The organism is Paenibacillus sp. MAHUQ-63, assembly GCF_028765165.1.
In the GTDB taxonomy this organism is placed as follows: Bacteria; Bacillota; Bacilli; order Paenibacillales; family NBRC-103111; genus Paenibacillus_E.
In genome coordinates, this window is sequence record NZ_JARADB010000004.1 from 207,957 (window position 1) to 226,841 (window position 18,885).

Annotated in this window: 21 protein-coding genes; 19 read left to right on the forward strand and 2 right to left on the reverse strand. The window is 52.5% G+C overall.

Translation table 11 applies throughout. From position 1 onward, the window contains the following. The first annotated feature begins 10 nt into the window (after nt 1–10). The 6 genes from PUT07_RS24115 to spoVM all read left to right on the forward strand — a co-directional run bounded on the left by PUT07_RS24115 (nt 11) and on the right by spoVM (nt 5,005). A complete protein-coding gene (locus PUT07_RS24115) occupies nt 11–775 on the forward strand; it encodes a Stp1/IreP family PP2C-type Ser/Thr phosphatase (RefSeq protein WP_274471195.1) in 765 nt (254 codons plus the stop codon). Then, entirely contained in the window at nt 772–2,880 is a 2,109-nt protein-coding gene (gene pknB, locus PUT07_RS24120; RefSeq protein ID WP_274471197.1) for a Stk1 family PASTA domain-containing Ser/Thr kinase, read from the forward strand. Before PUT07_RS24115 ends, pknB begins: the two co-directional genes overlap by 4 nt. Then, entirely contained in the window at nt 2,880–3,809 is a 930-nt protein-coding gene (rsgA, locus tag PUT07_RS24125; protein ID WP_274471199.1) for a ribosome small subunit-dependent GTPase A, read from the forward strand. Before pknB ends, rsgA begins: the two co-directional genes overlap by 1 nt. A gap of 6 nt (nt 3,810–3,815) precedes the next feature. Continuing rightward, on the forward strand, nt 3,816–4,466 hold the full coding sequence (gene rpe / locus PUT07_RS24130; RefSeq protein ID WP_274471200.1) for a ribulose-phosphate 3-epimerase: 651 nt from the start codon (nt 3,816–3,818) through the stop codon (nt 4,464–4,466). Nucleotides 4,467–4,478: 12 nt separating this feature from the next. Continuing rightward, entirely contained in the window at nt 4,479–4,724 is a 246-nt protein-coding gene (locus PUT07_RS24135) for a hypothetical protein (RefSeq protein ID WP_274471201.1), read from the forward strand. 200 nt (nt 4,725–4,924) lie between these two features. Then, nucleotides 4,925–5,005, forward strand: a complete 81-nt coding sequence (gene spoVM / locus PUT07_RS24140; protein ID WP_014652194.1) for a stage V sporulation protein SpoVM — start codon at nt 4,925–4,927, stop codon at nt 5,003–5,005. Nucleotides 5,006–5,102: 97 nt separating this feature from the next. Here spoVM and rpmB read toward each other — a convergent pair whose 3' ends face one another. Continuing rightward, nucleotides 5,103–5,291: a 50S ribosomal protein L28 gene (gene rpmB, locus PUT07_RS24145; RefSeq protein ID WP_127452218.1), complete on the reverse strand. Its 189-nt coding sequence runs from the start codon at nt 5,289–5,291 to the stop codon at nt 5,103–5,105. A gap of 266 nt (nt 5,292–5,557) precedes the next feature. Here rpmB and PUT07_RS24150 point away from each other — a divergent pair, with 266 nt between their 5' ends. The 13 genes from PUT07_RS24150 to PUT07_RS24210 all read left to right on the forward strand — a co-directional run bounded on the left by PUT07_RS24150 (nt 5,558) and on the right by PUT07_RS24210 (nt 17,248). Continuing rightward, entirely contained in the window at nt 5,558–5,917 is a 360-nt protein-coding gene (locus PUT07_RS24150) for an Asp23/Gls24 family envelope stress response protein (protein ID WP_274471662.1), read from the forward strand. 29 nt (nt 5,918–5,946) lie between these two features. Further along, nucleotides 5,947–7,683 carry a DAK2 domain-containing protein gene (locus PUT07_RS24155; protein ID WP_379240488.1) on the forward strand — a complete coding sequence of 579 codons (1,737 nt, stop codon included), beginning with the start codon at nt 5,947–5,949 and terminating at the stop codon, nt 7,681–7,683. A gap of 44 nt (nt 7,684–7,727) precedes the next feature. After that, nucleotides 7,728–8,585: a DegV family protein gene (locus PUT07_RS24160; RefSeq protein ID WP_274471202.1), complete on the forward strand. Its 858-nt coding sequence runs from the start codon at nt 7,728–7,730 to the stop codon at nt 8,583–8,585. 3 nt (nt 8,586–8,588) lie between these two features. Then, entirely contained in the window at nt 8,589–10,634 is a 2,046-nt protein-coding gene (gene recG / locus PUT07_RS24165) for an ATP-dependent DNA helicase RecG (RefSeq protein WP_274471204.1), read from the forward strand. A 33-nt stretch (nt 10,635–10,667) separates the two neighbouring features. Beyond that, nucleotides 10,668–10,934, forward strand: a complete 267-nt coding sequence (locus tag PUT07_RS24170; RefSeq protein ID WP_274471206.1) for a DUF1294 domain-containing protein — start codon at nt 10,668–10,670, stop codon at nt 10,932–10,934. A 60-nt stretch (nt 10,935–10,994) separates the two neighbouring features. Beyond that, nucleotides 10,995–11,291, forward strand: coding sequence for a stage VI sporulation protein F (locus PUT07_RS24175; RefSeq protein ID WP_274471207.1), 297 nt, complete (start codon nt 10,995–10,997; stop codon nt 11,289–11,291). 147 nt (nt 11,292–11,438) lie between these two features. After that, nucleotides 11,439–11,810, forward strand: a complete 372-nt coding sequence (locus PUT07_RS24180; RefSeq protein ID WP_274471208.1) for a hypothetical protein — start codon at nt 11,439–11,441, stop codon at nt 11,808–11,810. Beyond that, complete coding sequence (locus PUT07_RS24185) at nt 11,807–13,075, forward strand: DNA polymerase IV (RefSeq protein ID WP_274471209.1); 1,269 nt, start codon at nt 11,807–11,809, stop codon at nt 13,073–13,075. Before PUT07_RS24180 ends, PUT07_RS24185 begins: the two co-directional genes overlap by 4 nt. Continuing rightward, entirely contained in the window at nt 13,072–13,569 is a 498-nt protein-coding gene (locus tag PUT07_RS24190) for a hypothetical protein (RefSeq protein ID WP_274471210.1), read from the forward strand. The genes PUT07_RS24185 and PUT07_RS24190 overlap by 4 nt, the downstream gene beginning before the upstream one ends. Nucleotides 13,570–13,726: 157 nt before the next feature. After that, a complete protein-coding gene (locus tag PUT07_RS24195; protein WP_274471212.1) occupies nt 13,727–14,407 on the forward strand; it encodes an SOS response-associated peptidase in 681 nt (226 codons plus the stop codon). A gap of 31 nt (nt 14,408–14,438) precedes the next feature. Next, on the forward strand, nt 14,439–15,602 hold the full coding sequence (locus tag PUT07_RS24200) for a metallophosphoesterase (protein WP_274471213.1): 1,164 nt from the start codon (nt 14,439–14,441) through the stop codon (nt 15,600–15,602). A gap of 5 nt (nt 15,603–15,607) precedes the next feature. Beyond that, nucleotides 15,608–16,156 carry a hypothetical protein gene (locus tag PUT07_RS24205; protein WP_274471214.1) on the forward strand — a complete coding sequence of 183 codons (549 nt, stop codon included), beginning with the start codon at nt 15,608–15,610 and terminating at the stop codon, nt 16,154–16,156. 6 nt (nt 16,157–16,162) lie between these two features. Then, nucleotides 16,163–17,248, forward strand: a complete 1,086-nt coding sequence (locus PUT07_RS24210; RefSeq protein WP_274471215.1) for a CobW family GTP-binding protein — start codon at nt 16,163–16,165, stop codon at nt 17,246–17,248. A 375-nt stretch (nt 17,249–17,623) separates the two neighbouring features. Here PUT07_RS24210 and PUT07_RS24215 read toward each other — a convergent pair whose 3' ends face one another. Next, on the reverse strand, nt 17,624–18,568 hold the full coding sequence (locus PUT07_RS24215; protein WP_274471216.1) for a transposase: 945 nt from the start codon (nt 18,566–18,568) through the stop codon (nt 17,624–17,626). Nucleotides 18,569–18,885: the final 317 nt, after the last annotated feature.

Sequence of the window (18,885 nt, forward strand, 5' to 3'; positions counted from 1 at the left end):
GTGAATCAGGATGAAGATGGTAAGCCGCACCGATATCGGTAAAGTCCGCCAAGTGAACGAGGATCGCGCCGCCATTTGGCACGAGCTGAACGGCCTCTCTCTAGCTATTGTGGCCGACGGCATGGGAGGCCATCAAGCCGGCGATATTGCCAGCCAAATGGCTGTCGATATCGTCGGCAGTGAGCTCCAATCCATCCATTGGGGAATGCCTGTGGAGGCTTGCAAGCAGGTGCTGAAGGAAGCGATCGAGAAGGCGAACGAGCAAATTTACGCGTTTGCCTCCGAGAAGGAGAATTATCACGGCATGGGAACGACCGTTGTTGCTGTGATTGCCTCCCAAGAGCTTCTGATCATCGGTCATATCGGCGACAGCCGGGCTTATAAAATTGCCGGGGAGTCGATCACCCAGCTGACGGAAGATCATTCGCTCGTTTATGAGCTGGTGAAGACCGGGCAAATTACGCTGGAAGAGGCCGAACATCACCCGCGGCGCAATTGGATTACGCGTGCACTCGGAACGGAACCGGGCGTCGAGGTGGACTTGTATGAGTATGCTTGGCGGCCCGGAGACACCATTCTTATTTGCACCGACGGTTTAAGCGGACTGGTGGACTCCGGCGACATTCTTCGCATCATCAAATCGCATGATGAGCTGGAAAGCGCGGCGGAGAAGCTCATCCAAAGCGCGCTGGATAAGGGCGGAGACGATAACGTTACGGTCGTTTTACTTGGGCACGATTCGGATTCGGACGAGAAAAGGGGTGATGGGAATTGATCGGTAGGAAGCTTGGAGGCCGCTATGAAATCTTGGAGCGCATAGGCGGAGGCGGCATGGCTTTAGTTTATAAAGGGCATGATCTTTTATTGAATCGTAAAGTGGCTGTGAAGGTGCTGCGCTCGCAGTACGTGCATGACGAAGAGTTCATTCGTCGTTTCCGCAGAGAAGCTCAATCAGCCGCTTCACTTTCTCATCCTAATGTCGTCAGTATTTATGACGTGGGACAAGAAGAAGACGTGCACTATATCGTAATGGAATACATAGAAGGCACTACGTTGAATGATTTGATCAAGGAGAGGGCGCCTCTGCAGGTGGAGGATGCGGTTCATTACGCCAGTCAGATTGCGGACGCGCTCGATCATGCGCACCACAATGAAATCATTCACCGCGATATTAAGCCGCACAACATACTGATCGGCAAAAACGGGCGCGTGAAAGTGACCGATTTCGGCATTGCCCGCGCCGCGACCTCTTCGACCATTACGCAAACGGGCTCCGTTGTCGGTTCCGTGCATTATTTCTCGCCGGAGCATGCCAAAGGAACGAATACGGGCGAGAAGTCGGACTTGTACTCCTTGGGCATCGTCATGTACCAAATGCTGACGGCCCGCTTGCCTTTCCTCGGCGAAAGCCCGATATCCGTAGCGCTCAAGCATTTGCAGGAAGACGTGGAAGAGCCGCGCAAGGTCAATCCGCTCATCCCGCAGAGTGTCGAGAACATCATCCTGAAAGCAATGCGCAAAAAGCCCGAGGAACGCTACCAGTCCGCGAAGCAAATGATGGCGGATCTCGATACGTGCCTGAATCCCGACCGCAGGAACGAGGCTAAGGTAGCCTTCTGGGATGCCGACGGGATGGACGAAGAGCGCACCTTGGTGATGCCGGCCATTCGGGCGGACCAATTGAGCGCGAAGTTCGACGACGATGAGGATGAGCCCGAGAAGCCGGCGTGGCGCGAGGAGCCTGCTCCCAAGAAGAAGGGCTGGGTGAAGCCGGTCGTATGGATCGTTATTTTGCTAATCGTTCTGGGCTTCATGTGGTACCTGGTCGGTTATGTGAAAAGCATGTTCGCCGTCGAAACGGTGGAGGTTCCCGATGTCGTGAACATGACGCTGACGGATGCGCAGGCTAAGCTGACGGCTGCCAAGCTGGGCTATACGGTAGAAATCGATGCCGAAAGCAAGGCGCCTAAGGATCAGGTCATTCGTCAGAATCCCAGCGGAATGCGAATGAACGTCGGTACGAAGGTGACGCTGTACGTCAGCAAGGGCGCTCCCAAAATCAAGATGGAGAGCTATATCGGACAACAGCTGAAGGACGCCAAGCTGAAGCTGCAGGCACTCGGCATCAATGAAACGCAGATTACGATTACGCAGGAGACGACGGATGATCCGCCGGATACGATTCTGAAGCAGACGCCTTTAGTCGGCGAAGAATTCGAAGCCGAGAAGGCGGCGATTACGTTCACCGTGAGCAAGGCGAAAGAAACGTTCAAGATGCCGGATCTCGTCGGCTTGACGGAAGCGGAAGCGAAGACGCAGATTACGAAGCTGAATCTGAAGATTCCTGCGAACGGGATTACGCGTGAGAGAAGCTACAAGGTGGCCAAAGGGAAGGTCATCAAGCAGTTTCCTTATGACAAAAATACCGATGTATCCGTCGGATCGGAGATTTCCTTGATCATCAGCGACGGCTTGCCGGAAGATGCCGGTCAAATGACGGTGACCATTCCTGTGAAGCCGACGGTAGAAGGTAAGGATTCCGAGTTCAAGATTATCGTCAGCGATGCCCAGTACGAAAATTTCGAATACAAAACGGAGAAAGTCACGAAACCGCAAAATCTGGATGTGAAGGTCATCGTCTCTCCGGATAAGAAAGCAGTTATCTTGATCAAAGAAGGGGATAACTTGGTTAACTCCATTACGCGCACGTATCAGGATTATTTGGATCAGAAGAACGGGAAGGTATCGCCAAGTCCTTCCGTATCGCCTTCTGCATCGCCTAAACAACAGAACACCGGACCGGCGATTCCGGTCGGAGGCAATGGCAACGGGCAAGCCGGCGGGGCCGCCTCGAAGCCGCCAAGTGGAGGCACAAATTAATGCCGCAAGGAACGATAGTTAAAGCATTGAGCGGATATTACTATGTGCTGCCTGAAGGGGCGGAGCTTCAAGAGGCGAATATGGTTACTTGCCGCGGCAGGGGCGTGTTCAAGAACAGGAAGATCACTCCCCTCGTCGGGGACCGGGTCATGTATGAGGAGACGGAGAACGGCGAAGGGACGGTGACCGAAATCATGCCCCGTACTTCGGAGCTGATTCGTCCGCCTATTGCGAATGTGAATGTTGTTGTACTCGTATTCTCGGTGACAGAGCCCGTCTTGAATTTGCAGCTCATGGATAAGTTTCTTGTTCATATCGAGCATACAGGCATTGACGTGCTGCTGTGCTTCACCAAGAGCGACCTGCTGACGGAAAGCAGTGATGCACCGGGGGCCAAAGAGATGACCGTTTCGGAGCTGGACCGTATTCAGACGCTGTACGAGAATATCGGCTATACCGTGCTGAAGACGAGCTCTAGGCGTCAGGAGGGCGTGGAAGTGATTGCGCAGCATCTTGAGGGTACGGTCAGCGTGTTCGCCGGGCAGTCCGGCGTCGGCAAGTCTTCCTTGCTCAACGAAATGATCAGCGGCCGCAATCTGGAGACGAACGAGATTTCCCATCGTCTGGGCCGCGGCAAGCATACGACGCGCCATGTCGAGCTGCTGCCGCTCCATAACGGCGGTCTCGTCGCCGATACGCCGGGCTTCAGCCAGCTGGACTTCATGGAAGTTGAAGCGGAGGGGCTGAGCGCCTGCTTCAGGGAGTTCGCCGCTGTAGCCGAGGGCTGCAAGTTCAGAGGCTGTCTGCATCTGCATGAGCCGAATTGCAAGGTGCGCGATGCGGTTGCCGAAGGCACCATCGCCGCGTCGCGTTATGATCACTATTTGTTATTTTTGGGGGAAATCAAGGATCGGAAGAGGAGGTATTAGGAACGAATGGTATACGTAGCACCTTCTATTTTATCAGCCAACTTCGCACAGCTCGGCGAAGAGATCAAAGATGTCGAGCGGGGCGGAGCGGATTGGATCCATGTCGATGTCATGGACGGCCATTTCGTGCCGAATATCACAATTGGTCCGCTAGTCGTTGAAGCGATACGTCCGGTGACGAAACTGCCGCTGGACGTTCATTTGATGATCGAACAGCCTGACCGCTATATCCCGGAATTCGCCAAAGCGGGGGCGGATCTGATCTCCGTCCATGTAGAGGCTTGCACGCATCTGCATCGGACTCTTGATCTCATCAAGCAGAGCGGCGTCAAAGCAGGAGTTGTCCTTAACCCGGCAACTCCGATCTCTTTGATCGAGCATGTGCTGGATGAGCATCTGGATTTGGTACTGATCATGACCGTCAATCCCGGCTTCGGGGGACAAGCCTTCATTCCCGGCATGCTGAGCAAGATTCGCGCCTTGCGCGAGCAGGCGAACGCGAAGGGATTAACCGGGCTGCATATCGAAGTGGACGGCGGCATTAACGAAGTGACGGCTCGTCAAGTGATGGAAGCCGGCGCCGACGTGCTGGTTGCAGGCAATGCCGTATTCGGGCAAGCCGACCGCGCTGACGCCATCCGCCGCATTCGCGGATAAGGGGAGCGGGACATGAGAATTCTCTGGCTGTTCACGTACAGTATCGTGTGTGCCCTGCTGCTGACGTTTTTCTCCAATATTCATGATTTCACGAAGTATATTTTCTCACTCGGGGCGCTGTACTTGGGGATGCGTTTCTTCCGCAGGTTTGAGGGAATCGGGTTCCGCATTTGGTTCATTGCGATTGCGGTGGTCTTATATTTCATTTTCAGCTTAATTTACGCCCTCTACACACAGATGGGTATAACCGCACCCTAGGTGCATACATATAGTTACAAGAGCATTGCGCTCTTGTAGCTTTTTTTGCTTTCTGGAAGCAATCGATGAGAAAGTAAAATAGAAGGCACTTTTTCACGGGCGGGGCATATACTGTTGTAATGATGTTAGTGCTCACGAAGTCGAAGTCAGTCTTCGGGGATACGTCCGTCTACTGACCAAACTCTAAGGAGGGGTAGAGAATGAAGTTCTACACAATCAAGCTACCGAAATTTTTGGGTGGATTCGTGAAGGCTGTACTGAATACGTTCAGTAAAAACTAGTAAAGCAAACATACGAAGTCCATATCCCAGAAATGCAAAAAAAGCACCGGTAAGGTGCTTTTTGTCTGTGTACATAGAAAAGAATAAGTATCCGAAATTAAACGCGAGCCACTTTACCGGATTTCAACGCACGAGCACTTACGTAAACCCGTTTTGGTTTGCCATCAACGAGGATGCGAACCTTTTGAACGTTAACTCCCCAAGTACGCTTGTTTTTATTGTTAGCGTGGGACACGTGATTTCCTGATTTAGGACTTTTACCTGTAACGAAACATTTGCGGGACATGTTTGACACCTCCTTCGGCAGTATACAAAGCAGCCTGGGTGGCAAGCCTAAGCTTGACATAATATAGACTTTGCTTCTTGCGTTTCTTGTATTAACCAGCAAAAACACACTTAGATATAATAGCATAGCGTAAGCAGCAGAGTCAACGAATTACCTTCTTTTTTGCCGTTTATTTATTTATTATGTTATAGTACAATGAAGATTAGCCCACATTCCAAATACATAGTAAGTGACGACTGAAGTCGACTTGAAGGAGTTGTTAGATGATGCCAATTGAACTCACAACCGAGTATGGAAAAGTGTATATTACGAATGAAGTGATTTCAACACTGGCGGGATCCGCTGCATTAGATTGTTATGGACTTGTTGGCATGGCAACGAGAAAACAATTGAAAGACGGAATAGCCGAGCTGTTGGGCCGGGACAATTTGAGCCGCGGTGTCGAGGTTCGTCGCGAGAACGGACGTCTCGAAATTGATCTTTATATTATTGTCAGCTATGGAACCAAAATATCCGTGGTTGCAGGTAATGTCCAAACGAAAGTCAAATATGTGTTAAACGAAGTCGTAGGACTTCAAGTCGACGATGTGAACATCTTTGTTCAAGGCGTTCGAGTAGCCAAATAAGAGCCTGATATCCAGGAAGGGGAATCACTTTGAGTAAGCGCTTTATTTCAATAAATGGAAATGACTTCACTGCCATGGTCTTGGCGGGTGCGGATAACCTTCGCAGAAATGTAGACAAGGTTAATGGATTGAACGTTTTCCCTGTACCCGACGGAGATACTGGCACCAACATGAATTTAACACTCACCGCAGGTTGTGAGGAACTGAAAAAGAAGCCATCCTCTCATATTGGGAAAGCAGCTGATGCATTGTCCAAAGGGCTACTGATGGGCGCCAGGGGCAACTCTGGGGTTATTCTGTCCCAGCTGTTCCGCGGTTTCGCGAAGCATGTGCACGATTTCGAGCAGGTGAATGCGCAGCAATTCGCGGCTGCGCTGCAGCAAGGGGTAGAGACAGCGTACAAAGCTGTCGTGAAACCGGTCGAAGGCACGATCCTGACGGTATCGAAAGAAGCGGCCAAACACGCGGTGCAGTACAGACGCGGAGGCGACCTGCTTGATCTTATGCAGGAGGTTCTGGGTAAAGCGAAGGAAGCGCTCGCCAGAACGCCTGAGCAGCTTGCTGTGCTGAAGCAGGTAGGCGTGGTCGATGCGGGCGGACAAGGGCTTGTCTGTGTGTACGAAGGCTTTGTGGCGGCGCTAAGCGGAGGTCTGGTGCAAGTGGAAGACGACTATGCCACGATGGATACAAGACTGGATACGGTCTCCGTCGTTCCGGGCATGAATCTGGCCAAAGAAGTGCACGCCCATCTCCCGGCACAGGCGCATATCGCGACGGAAGATATCGAATTCGGCTATTGCACGGAATTTATGCTGACCATTCAGCCTGGCAAGGTGAAGGGCCAGGTGTTCGACGAGAGCAAGTTCCGCGAGCAGCTCGGCAAGTTGGGGGATTCCCTGTTGGTCGTTGCCGATGACGAACTGGTGAAAGTGCATATTCATGCCGAATACCCTGGGGAAGTCATGAACCAAGCGATGAATTACGGCGCTCTGAGCCGGATCAAAATTGAAAATATGCGCGATCAGCATTCACATATATTGGAAGATATGACGGTGGAAGGTTTTGAAGCGGCTGCTCCCGATGCAGCTGCCGCTGCACCGGTTCCGAGTAAGCCGTACGGCTTCGTAGCGGTCGCTCTGGGCGACGGGATTACAGACATTTTGTCGAGCGTAGGCGTTGATGTCGTCCTATCCGGCGGACAGACGATGAATCCGAGCACGGAAGATATCGTGAATGCGGTGAATCGTATCGAGGCTGAGACGATCTATGTGCTGCCGAATAACTCTAACATCATTTTGGCCGCGCAGCAGGCCGCTGATCTGGTCGACAAGACCTTGATTGTCATTCCGTCGAAATCGATTCCGCAAGGGCTTGCCGCCATTCTGGCCTTCCAGGAGAAAGCGGATGCCAAGACGAACACGGAAGCGATGAACGAATCCCTCCGCCGTGTGAAATCCGGCCAAGTGACTTACGCTGTGCGGGATACGAGCATGGACGGCATCGACATCAAGCAGGGGCATTTTATCGGTATCCAGGATGGCCGGATCGTGTCTTCCCAGCCGAGTCTGATGGATGCGTGCAAGAAGCTGCTCGAAGAAATGATCGACGAAAGCAGCGAAATCGTCACGATCCTGACCGGCGAGGATGCCAAAGAGGAAGAAACGGAGGAGCTGGAGGCATTCATCCAGGCGATCTATCCCCAGATTGAAGTAGAGCTTCATCCGGGCGGACAGCCATTATATGCGTACCTGTTCTCCGTCGAATAAATCATCCCGCAGTGAATTCTAAACGGGAATTGGAGTGAGCCCTGTTGACAAACATTCGTATTGTAACGGACAGCACGGCCGACATACCGGCGGCACTTCGCCAAGAATTGAATATTGAGATGGTGCCGCTCAAGATTCATTTTGGCGATGAGCAATTTCTAGATGCGGTGACGATGCGGTCCGAAGATTTCTATGGGAAGCTGACCTCGTCGCCGCACTTCCCCCGAACCTCGCAGCCGTCTCCTGCTGAGTTTCTGGAATTGTATCAAGGCTTGCTCGAAGAGCCCGATACCGAAATCATTTCGATTCATTTATCCTCCGCTCTCAGCGGAACGTATCAGTCGGCCCTGCTGGCCTCCACGATGCTGGAGGAGCATGCGGGCAAGGTGCATGTGTACGACTCCCGATCGGCGTCCTACGGCATCGGTGCGCTGGTTGCTGCGGCTGCGAAAGCGGCCAAAGCCGGCCACAGCGCAGCTGAGATCATCGAGCTCGTACGAACGATGAGAGAGAACTTTTACATATACTTCCTTGTGGATACACTCGAATTTCTGCAAAAAGGCGGAAGAATCGGCAAAGCGTCGGCACTCTTCGGATCGCTGCTGAATATCAAGCCTATTCTCTCGATCGATGGAGAAGGGGAGGTAGCCGCCGTCGATAAGGTTCGAGGGCAGAAGAAAGCGATCGCCCGCATTCTGGAGCTGCTGGCGGCGGATGTGCCGGATCGGACCATCCGGCAGCTACACATTGCACATGCAAACAATTTGGAAGGCGCGGAGCTGCTGCGAGAAGCCATTATGCAGCAATTTAATGTGCAGCAGGTGGACTATATTATACTGGGGCCCGTTATCGGCGCACACGCCGGACCTGGCACCATCGCAGCGTTCGTCAGTACGGTATAAGCGATGGATCTGAATCAAGTTTTAGTACGCGAAGTCCATGGAGTTGGCGCTCAGAAGGCACTTGAGCTTAACGCCATGGGCATTTTTACGGTTATGGATTTGCTGGAATATGTGCCGTTCCGGTATGAGGATTATACCGTTCGCGATATCGCCAGCGTGAAGGACGGCGACCGCGTTACGGTGAAGGGCTTCATCATCGGGGAGCCGGTGCTGCAGCGCTACAGCGGCAAATCGCGGCTATCCTGCAAGGTGATGGTCGACGATTTTCTGCTGACGGCGGTGTGGTTTAACCGCCACTTTTTGAAGGACCGCTTGCGGCCGCAGCAGGAGATCATATTGACCGGCAAATGGGACGCCAAGCGGAGGCAAATGAGCGTGTCCGACTCGGAGTTCCCCGGACAAGGGGATTCCAATACCGGCACCATCCAGCCGGTTTATTCGGTTGCAGGCACCCTTACGCAGAAGTGGATGCGTAAGGTTATCCAGCAGGCGCTGACGCAGTACGGCGCCATGATCAGTGAAGTGCTGCCGGCTTCGCTGACCGGCAAGTACGGGTTTATGCCGCGCAGCAAGGCGCTAGCCATTATCCACACGCCGAGCGGCGTGGAGGAAGGCAAGCAGGCGCGCAGGCGCATGGTTTACGAGGAGCTGTTCTTGTTCCAGCTCAAGCTGCAGGCTTACCGCGCCGTGACGCGCAGCCGCGCGGACGGGGTGAAACAGCAGGTGGACCTGCCTGCTGTACGCGCCTTCGTGCGCGCTCTGCCCTTCCAGCTGACGGAGTCGCAGAAGAAGGTCGTAGGCGAGATCCTGCACGATATGCAGGAGCCGTACAGCATGAACCGGCTGCTGCAGGGAGACGTCGGTGCAGGGAAGACCGTCGTCGCGGCCATCGGCCTGTATGCGACGGTCAAGGCCGGCTACCAAGGCGCGCTGATGGTGCCGACGGAAATCTTGGCCGAGCAGCACAAGCGCTCGCTCGACAAGCTCTTTGAGCCCTACGGGCTGCAGGTTGCGCTGCTGACCGGCAGCTCGACGGACCGCCAGCGGCGGGACCTGCTCGCGTCCTTGCAGATGGGGCTGATTGACGTGCTTGTCGGCACGCATGCCCTCATCCAGGAGGACGTCTTCTTCCGCCAGCTGGGGCTCGTCGTGACGGATGAGCAGCACCGCTTCGGGGTGAACCAGCGCAGCATATTGCGGCGCAAGGGCATGAACCCCGATGTGCTGACGATGACGGCGACGCCGATCCCGCGAACGCTGGCGATTACAGCCTTCGGCGACATGGATGTTTCAACGCTGCGCGAGCTGCCCAAAGGCCGGAAGCCGATCAAGACGTACGCCGTCCAGCACGCCATGCTGGAGCGTGTGCTCGGCTTCATCCAGCGGGAGGTTGCCGCAGGGCGGCAGGCGTACGTCATCTGTCCGCTCATCGAAGAGTCGGACAAGCTGGACGTGCAGAATGCCATCGACGTCCACATTCAGCTGCAGCAGCATTTTCCGCAGATGCGGATCGGCCTGCTGCACGGAAGGATGAGCGCGCAGGAGAAGGAAGCGGTCATGCTCGCCTTCAAAGAAGGGAACGTGGATACGCTCGTATCGACCACGGTCATCGAGGTTGGCGTGGACGTGCCGAACGCCACGCTGATGGTCATCTACGACGCCGACCGCTTCGGGCTGTCGCAGCTGCACCAGCTGCGCGGACGCGTCGGGCGCGGCGAGCATCAGTCCTTCTGCGTGCTGATCGCCGACCCGAAGACCGAGGTCGGCAAGGAGCGCATGAAGGCGATGACCGACACGGTCGACGGCTTCGAGATCGCCCGGCGCGATCTGGAGCTGCGCGGGCCGGGGGACTTCTTCGGCACGAAGCAGAGCGGGCTCCCGGAGTTTCGCATCGCCGATATGATGGCGGACTTCGAGGTCATGGAGGAGGCCCGCGACGATGCCGCCGAGCTCGTGGGCGACTCTTCGTTCTGGACCGGCGCTTCTTTCATGCCGCTGCGGACCTTTTTGCAGAGCGCCCATATTTTTGATAGCGAAGTGTTGGATTAGCAGCGTGTATCCTTGGAAACGAGGTGGTCTCATTTGACATATTTTTTAATTTATTTATTGCTGATGAACATCGTCACCTTCATCGAAATGGGGCACGACAAGGGGCAAGCCAAGAAAGGCGGCCGCAGAGTGCCTGAGAAGCGTTTGTTTCTGTTTGCCGCACTGGGCGGCGGAATCGGCGGATGGCTCGGCATGCGGGTATGGCGGCATAAGACGAAGCACACGTCCTTTGTGATCGGCATGCCGCTGCTTGTCGCGCTGAATTGCATTTGCGTCATTCTCATCGCCATTTATATGTAGTCAAGATTGTGTTCGTTCCCTCATAGGATAGAAGCATGACGGGATATCGGAGGTACGAACATGAGCTATCAGCACTATCAGTACTATGGCATCGATCCTGCGCTCGTTGAGCGAGTTAAGTTCAAATTGAAAAATCCGCAGGTCAAGGAGCGCATCAAAATGCTGCTGCAGGGCGTGACGAAGGCTGATTTGCAAAATCGCGCCAAAGTAACGCGCCTTATCGGGCTGGCCGCCGGAATTTTCGGCGAGAAGCTGACCGGAAGTCAAACGAATCAAATTTTGGAATTCATTCTATCCCAAAAAATCGATCCTTCCAATACCTTTCATTTGATCAAACTATGGTCCATGTTTCGATAAGCCAGTCTCCCAAAGCACCGCTAGCAGGGTTGAACAACCCGGTTAGGCGGTGTTTTTTATTTCCAGAAAAAATTGCTTGCATAACGAATACATGTTCGGTATATAATAAATAACACGAATATATGTTCGCATATGGTGGTGACAAATATGAGTGCTCATGCAAGAGTCGAGACAGAAGAGGATGTTCAAATCATCAAGGAATACACGCTGCTGCCCATTTTGCTCGATATGCTAGCAAGAGATATGGAGGAGCTCAAGGTTTATAAGGACAAAATTGTGTATAATCATATTCTTTTTTACCTCAGAGAGGTGGAGAACGCCATTTACCCTCAATTACAACACATCAAGAGCATGATGAAGAAAAGGGATATTAAAGTGATTCATACCGAAACGAATGCATTAGGTATTAACGTTGAGTATAAAGTCCGAGGCTATATCCATCATTTCACGATGCTGCGCAGCTTGGTCAAGGCCGAACTGATGACTATGCTGATGAATATGCGGGGGGGATTACGGTGAGCAAAGGAAAGGAGCGAACGATACTCCTGGCGGACTGTCAGAGCTTCTACGCAAGCGTAGAGAAGGCCGATCATCCGGGTTGTAGGGATAAGCCGGTGGCGGTCGCAGGCGACCCTGCCATGAGATCTGGCATCATTCTAGCTGCTTGTCCCATTGCCAAGTCGTATGGAGTTTCCACGGCCGAACGGCTGGGTGAGGCGCTGAAGAAGTGCCCGGATCTGGTTGTGATGCGTCCGCGGATGCAGCATTATATTGACGTTTCACTTATGATTACCAAAATATACGAAGAATTTACCGATCTCGTCGAAGTTTTCAGTATCGATGAGCAATTTCTTGACGTTACGGCTAGCCTGCCTATATTCGGAGATCCGGATACGATAGCCCAAACCATTCAGCGCAAGGTGCTGCAGCAAACGGGCGTGAAGGTACGCATCGGCATCAGCTCCAATAAAATACTGGCCAAAATCGCCACCGACATCTGGGCCAAGAAAAACGCTACCGGCATATATACGCTGCGCCCTCCGGCTGTAGAAGCGAACCTATGGGAGCAGCCGGTAAGCAAAATGTTCGGCGTCGGTTCGCGAATGACCGCACATTTCGCCAGACTGGGCATGTACACGATCGGCGATGTGGCAAGAACGCCGCTTCCGGTGCTCAAGGATAAGTTCCGCGCGCGCTTCGGCAAACAGTCGGATATACATGCCGAGGTGATGTGGCGTACGGCGAACGGCTTGGACGATAGTCCGGTCACGCCCGGCACGTTCGATACGCCTCCGAAGTCCATCGGTCATATGATGACGCTGCCGAGGGACTACGCGGAGTCTTCCGAGGTAGATACGATCCTTCTCGAGCTAACCGAGGAAGTTTGCCGGGACTGCCGGCGCAAGGGATACATGGCGTCGATCGTTACCGTCAGCTGCATGTGCAGCCCGTTTGACGCCCCGACAGGCTTCTCGCGGCAGATGAAGATGCCGGATCCGACGAATCATACCGGCACCGTATTTCAAGCCGTCAAGAAGCTTTTCTACAAATTCTGGGACACGATGCCTGTCCGCCGCGCCGGTGTGATGCTAAGTCAGTTCGTCAACGACGATACGTATCAGCTTACGCTTTTTGAGGATCAGATTAAGGCGCGGGCGCTTGAGAAGGTAACGGACAGCATCAAGGACCGATTCGGGAATTCGGCGATTGTCCGCGCCTCCTCGCTCACAGCAGCCGGTCAGGCACAGAACAGAGCGCTCAAAATCGGGGGGCACTATAAATGAGCAAGAAACTGGAAAAGAACGGCTTGTGGGAATCAAGCAGGATGATGCTGCCCCAGCACCGCGAAGCGCTGCAAAACCAGCGCAGCGACCGTCATGCTCCGGCGAATCGTCCTACGGCGGAGGATATTGGCATTATGCGCGATTATGTACTGCTGCCCTTCATGCACGGGATGATCAAAAGAAAAGCCGATGAGATCGGGCGATCCGCCGAAACGCTCAGACAGCTGTACTCGCGTGTCACTTACCTGCTCGCTGCCCAAATTCAAGCCGATTTCAGCGAAACGAAAACGAAAATGATGCACAGAAGCATTCAATTATTCGAAGAGGAGAAGAATGACCGCGCCATTCACTACCGGTACATTTGTCGCGGACACGAAGACGCGCTGATCATCGCCAAAGATTACATGCGCGCCGAAATGAGCGTGCGAACGGCCCGCTATATCGATCAACTAGTCGCTAGCGTGTACAAAAAGGCAGACAATCCCGTCACGTAGACCGCAATAGGATCAGGAACAAACAGATGTTGCAGCCGGCAGCCCGATGGAGACCTCCATCGGGCTGTGCGAATTGACGGGAGTATTACTTTTTCTCATAATGGAGGAGAGAGTTACAAGTGGACTTAAAGAACTATCAGGCAGAGGATGTGCGGCCATGTGCGGACGTTATACCATAACCGTAACGTTAGAGGAGCTAATGCTGCGGTATGATACTTATTACAAATATCCAGCGAGATACAGTCCCAAATACAACGTGGCGCCTGGGCAGCAGGTCATGGCTATCGTCCATGACGGAGAGAAGAACAAGCTGGGCGAGCTGCGCTGGGGGCTTGTTCCAGAATGGGCGAATGACGAGAAGCTGGGCTACCAGATGCTGAATGCGCGGGCCGAAACAATTGCGGACAAGCCGGCTTTCCGCAAGCCGTTTGAGCGCAAGCGCTGTCTCATTCCGGCAGACTCCTTCTACGATTGGAAAGGAACAGGCAAGCATAAGCAGCCGATGCGCATCATGCTGCGCAGCAAGGAAGTTTTTAGCATGGCGGGGTTGTACGATACATGGACCTCTCCGGAGGGCAAGCGCATATCGACATGTACGGTGATTACGACGGCAGCCAATGAAATGATGGCGGATATTCATGAGCGGATGCCGGTTATTTTGCCGAGGGAAGCGGAATCGGTTTGGCTCGACCGCAGCATAACGAATCCGGAGACGCTGCTTCCGCTGCTGAAGCCGTATTCTTCCGATGAAATGTTCGCCTACCCCGTTTCGAGCCGGGTAGGCAATGTGCGCAACGACGATGAATTGTGCATCGAGCCGCTAAGTCTGCTGCTGTAGGCGGAATCGTAACAAAGAATAGGAGATTGACATGAGCATACGCGCGCTTCTTAGCATCACACTTATACTGGCCATTGTACTCGGCCTCAACGGTTACATTGGCTGGCACGGTCAAGTTTTTCTGTCGAATCAACTCGGTCATTTCTTTCATGCCGGATGGTATTGGCCTGTTTTCTGGGTCGTTGCCTTATCGTATTTGCTGGCATGGGCAGGCTCCAAAGCGCTGCCGGCGGCCGCATCCAGAGTATTGAAAATAATCGGTTCCTATTGGTTCGCCATTATGCAGTTCGGTTTTTTGCTGCTGCCATTGACTGACCTGGCGGCAGGAGTGCTCCATCTGGCAGGCGTGTCTTCTCAGACCTACATTCCGTTCCTGGGATGGTTGGCCATAGCAATTATGGTACTTCTCATGCTGCGAGGTTCTTACAATGCACGGAGTCCTATCCTGAGGAAGTATGAGCTTACCGTTCCCAAACAAGCGGGAGACTGGAACCAACTGCGTGTCGCCGTCGCATCGGACATCCACTTGGGTTCCATAGTCGGCAACCGCCATCTGCGCAAATTAGTAAAGCATGTGAACAGCTTAAAGCCCGATTTAATTCTTCTGCCTGGGGATGTCATTGATGATGATATTAGGCCGTTTATCCGTTATGATATGGGTACGACCATGCGGGAGCTTCAAGCTCCGCTTGGCATTTATGCCGTACTCGGCAATCATGAATACATAGGCGGCCACATTCCTGCTTTTGTGGAACAAATGAACCGAATCGGCATACGCGTGCTCATGGACGAAGTCGTCCATATTCAGGATCGGATGTACATCGCCGGCCGAAAAGACAAGGCGTCCGAGCGAATGGCCGGAGGACGTAAAGAACTGAAGGAACTGCTGACGGGAACAGACCCGGATCAGCCTATTATTGTGCTGGACCATCAACCTTATCATTTGGATAAGGCGGAACAAGCCGGAGCGGATGTCATGCTGTCAGGGCACACCCATCGAGGGCAAATCGCGCCGAACCATTTTATAACAGGAAGGCTTTTTGAGCTTGATTGGGGTTACATGCGCAAGGGGAGGCTGCATGCGATCGTCTCCTCCGGCTTCGGTACGTGGGGGCCACCGATCCGGCTAGGCAGCCGTTCGGAAATTATTGAGTTAGTCATTCATTTCAAAAGCAACGAGAAAGAAGAGGAGTAGTCGACATGCAAGAAGCAGACAAAAAAACAATTACCCCAACAGAACTGGCAGCCGCCATGCTGCAGTTTACGATGAAAAGCATTGAAAATAGCTGGGATACAATGAAGCCGGCCGCTGCCGCCTATTTGGAAGACCCTGTACTTACGCAGGAAAAAGAAGATGAGCTTATCAAAGAGATTTACATAGCGGCTTTAGCCTTGGAAATTTACTGCATCCCGTATGCATTCGACGAAGGCATCGCTCGCCTCGTAAGCCTGGGGATGGGGGAGGTTATGGCTTCAAGCAACTTGTCCGAGCATCGCTTATCGGAATCCGTCAGTCAACACTATCTTCCGCGCTTGGAAACCGTAAGCTTATCGTCTCCTGCCGATCTCGCTTTAGCCCTGGCCCAAGAAGCGGCAAGTATTTTGTATGACCGATTAGAGCTTCCGCTCAAACCGGCGGAACCGACGAACAGCTTGCTGTGGGTGAAGCTATTTCCTTTTCTCGTTCAGCACGTCGGGAAATGGCCGATTCTATCCACCAATTTCGAAGTTACGACAGAGCGGAGGTAGAGACATTTGGTTGCAACTAAAAGAGTTACCGTGTATATTTTATCCGGCTTCCTCGGCAGCGGTAAAACGACCTTATTAACAAGAGCGATCGACCACTTCACCGAAGCGGGACGCAAGCCCGCCGTCATCATGAATGAAATCGGCGAGGTGAATTTGGACGGTCAGCTGCTGGCCGGTGAAGTACCGATGTCTGAGCTGCTGGGTGGCTGCATTTGCTGCTCGAGCCGGGGCGATTTGGCGACAGCTCTCAATGAGCTAGTAACCGAAGAGCGGCCCGACATAATTTTCATCGAGTCTACGGGCATCGCGAACCCGATGGAAATTATCGATGAAGTGACAGACGCTTCCCTGATCATACCTGTAGAGCTCAGAGCGCTTATCACCGTAGTCGATGCCCCTCACCTGCTGGAGCTAAGCCGGACTAGCCGAGGCAAGACTTACCGCCTCATGCAAGACCAAATCCGTACAGCCAACCTGCTGCTCCTGAACAAAACGGATTTGCTGGACAGCCAAGCACTTCAGGAAGTGGATGCCCTTGTGCGTGAGTGGAATCCGTATGCGACCGTTAACTTTACAGTCTTTAGTCAAATCGAAATGAGCCTGCTTGAAGAACTGGAGAACGAGACGATCCCTGCTCCTTCTGATCGACAGTCAACAGTCGATGCAGAGCATGCGCACGATCACGGCCACGGTCACGACCATACCCACGATGACCATAGTCATGACCATGACCATGACCATAACCATAATAACGACCACGACCATAATCATCACCATCACCACCACCAGTCCCACAGTCATGTAATGGCGTATACGCACTTTTTTGAACGGGCTGTAGATAGCAATGCCTTCGAGGAGTTTGTCAGCAAGCTTCCTCAAGAAGTATACCGCGCAAAAGGTATTCTCAGCTTTTCCGATACGTCAAGCCGCTTCCTATTCCAATATGCGTACAGGGAAATGGATTTCGTTAAAATTACACCTAAGGGCGAGGTACCTGACGTCGCCGTATTCATTGGAGAAAATTTCTCCAAGGACGCCGTACGCTCAGCATTGCTTCAATTGGAAGCTATGACAGAAACGGCTGCCCAATAAATATTCAAATGAATCCCGGCTTGAAGCCGTGGATTCTTTTTGGTTTGCAAAGGAGGTCTCTGCTTGACGACTCGTGTAACCTCCGGTTCTTCGGCCTTCTGGGCACTATCCCGATGACTCAGAATGAGAGCAGACGCACCAGAGGCTGAGAGCAGACGTACCAGAAGCAGAGAGCTGACGCACTAGAGGCGTAGAAGTGAAATGCAGACCGAATCTTCTTAGCACAAAAATATTGTGTGAATTGCGAGCTGCCTTGGTCGCTACGAAGTAGCATGCTATACCGACATGGAAGGTATGTTTCAGGTCAAAGTAAAGTACACAAAACAGGTTGGAGACTTAGTCTGGTAATGGCAAAGAGGCAAAGAGACGTACTTCTCATGAAAGCGGCGGTGACGGCTGGAAAGGCTGGGGCAGTCCGCTGGAGAGGGCGGGTTTGAGCGCCACCATGTTTTGCGCTACAACGCGTCCAGGATTCGCGCATAAGCGGGTCAAGTGCTGAAAGATGGGAAGATGCTGCAAGGAGAGATTGATTTTGAAGCAGAATTCATCCAAATACAGTTGGAGATGTTTCCTGCCGATACCATGAAAAGTGTCATTAATGAACTTACCTGCCTGAGCAGCATATGCAAGGAGATGTCTGAAACGCTTGGGGTGAAAACGCCCGGTAACAAACTCTACGTTAGCTGCAGTTGACTCGATATGTTGTTTGGAGAAAGCTGTGGCTGCGGCTCGTTGAAGCATTTTGTTACGAACATGCAAAGTGGATACGAGTTTGATTTTGAGATAGGAGGTTTCGCCTTGATCGTTAAGTGAGGAGCCTGCCAAGAGGAAGTGTTGGCTGGGATGGTTGCGAAAATAAGGATTATAGGGTCTTCCGTAGACTGCCGTATTTACTTGGGTGGTACCGGAAAGTAAAATGCTTTGGTCCGCTATATGAATGGCTTGACGAATTTTGTGCAGGATGAGCCAGGCCGTTTTGTACGTCACACGAATGATCCGGGAGAGTGCGACGGCGTTAATGCCTTGTTCTGTTCGAGATACCAAGAAAATAGCCGTTAGCCATTTATGTAAAGAAGTGCGACTTCCTGCCATGATGGTGCCGGCGGTTAGAGAGGTTTGATGGCGGCAACGAAGACACTCGAAAAGAGGAAGCCGACGCGTACGAATCAAATACTCTTGTGTATGAGAGCAATGAGGACAAACGAACCCTGAAGGCCATTTCATATGGTAGAAGAAATCGATGCAAGATTCTTCGGTGGGGAATTGCTGCTGAAGCTGCTCAAGGGTACAAATGGAAGAAAGTTGGAATAGATTGTCCAAGAAGACACCTCCTGGAAGGAACGTTTGTTCTTGTTTATAGTATATCGAACATGTGTTCCTTGTGCAACTGTTTTTTTGTGACAGAGTGGAGTGGAGAAGGCTTGGAAGATGCATGGCGGAGTCTGTAGATAGTGACTGAGCTAAAGGGATAGTGCTAAGAAGGGGGCCTGAAAGAGATTATGCTCCCGCTAGACTGAACCAATTTATGTAAAAAAAAGATAATAAATAGTTCAAATTCAAGTGAGAAGCGTGGCTCGCCACTTGACGCAGGTGGTCGATTTGCTGCACTATGAGAGTAGAACATTTTATGACAGAGG

Coding starts and splice junctions, on each gene's coding strand:
- PUT07_RS24115 (WP_274471195.1), top strand. CDS start 11: ATGAAGATGGTAAGCCGCACCGATATCGGTAAAGTCCGCCAAGTGAAC.
- rsgA (WP_274471199.1), top strand. CDS start 2,880: ATGCCGCAAGGAACGATAGTTAAAGCATTGAGCGGATATTACTATGTG.
- rpe (WP_274471200.1), top strand. CDS start 3,816: ATGGTATACGTAGCACCTTCTATTTTATCAGCCAACTTCGCACAGCTC.
- PUT07_RS24135 (WP_274471201.1), top strand. CDS start 4,479: ATGAGAATTCTCTGGCTGTTCACGTACAGTATCGTGTGTGCCCTGCTG.
- spoVM (WP_014652194.1), top strand. CDS start 4,925: ATGAAGTTCTACACAATCAAGCTACCGAAATTTTTGGGTGGATTCGTG.
- rpmB (WP_127452218.1), bottom strand. CDS start 5,291: ATGTCCCGCAAATGTTTCGTTACAGGTAAAAGTCCTAAATCAGGAAAT.
- PUT07_RS24150 (WP_274471662.1), top strand. CDS start 5,558: ATGCCAATTGAACTCACAACCGAGTATGGAAAAGTGTATATTACGAAT.
- recG (WP_274471204.1), top strand. CDS start 8,589: ATGGATCTGAATCAAGTTTTAGTACGCGAAGTCCATGGAGTTGGCGCT.
- PUT07_RS24175 (WP_274471207.1), top strand. CDS start 10,995: ATGAGCTATCAGCACTATCAGTACTATGGCATCGATCCTGCGCTCGTT.
- PUT07_RS24180 (WP_274471208.1), top strand. CDS start 11,439: ATGAGTGCTCATGCAAGAGTCGAGACAGAAGAGGATGTTCAAATCATC.
- PUT07_RS24190 (WP_274471210.1), top strand. CDS start 13,072: ATGAGCAAGAAACTGGAAAAGAACGGCTTGTGGGAATCAAGCAGGATG.
- PUT07_RS24195 (WP_274471212.1), top strand. CDS start 13,727: ATGTGCGGACGTTATACCATAACCGTAACGTTAGAGGAGCTAATGCTG.
- PUT07_RS24200 (WP_274471213.1), top strand. CDS start 14,439: ATGAGCATACGCGCGCTTCTTAGCATCACACTTATACTGGCCATTGTA.
- PUT07_RS24205 (WP_274471214.1), top strand. CDS start 15,608: ATGCAAGAAGCAGACAAAAAAACAATTACCCCAACAGAACTGGCAGCC.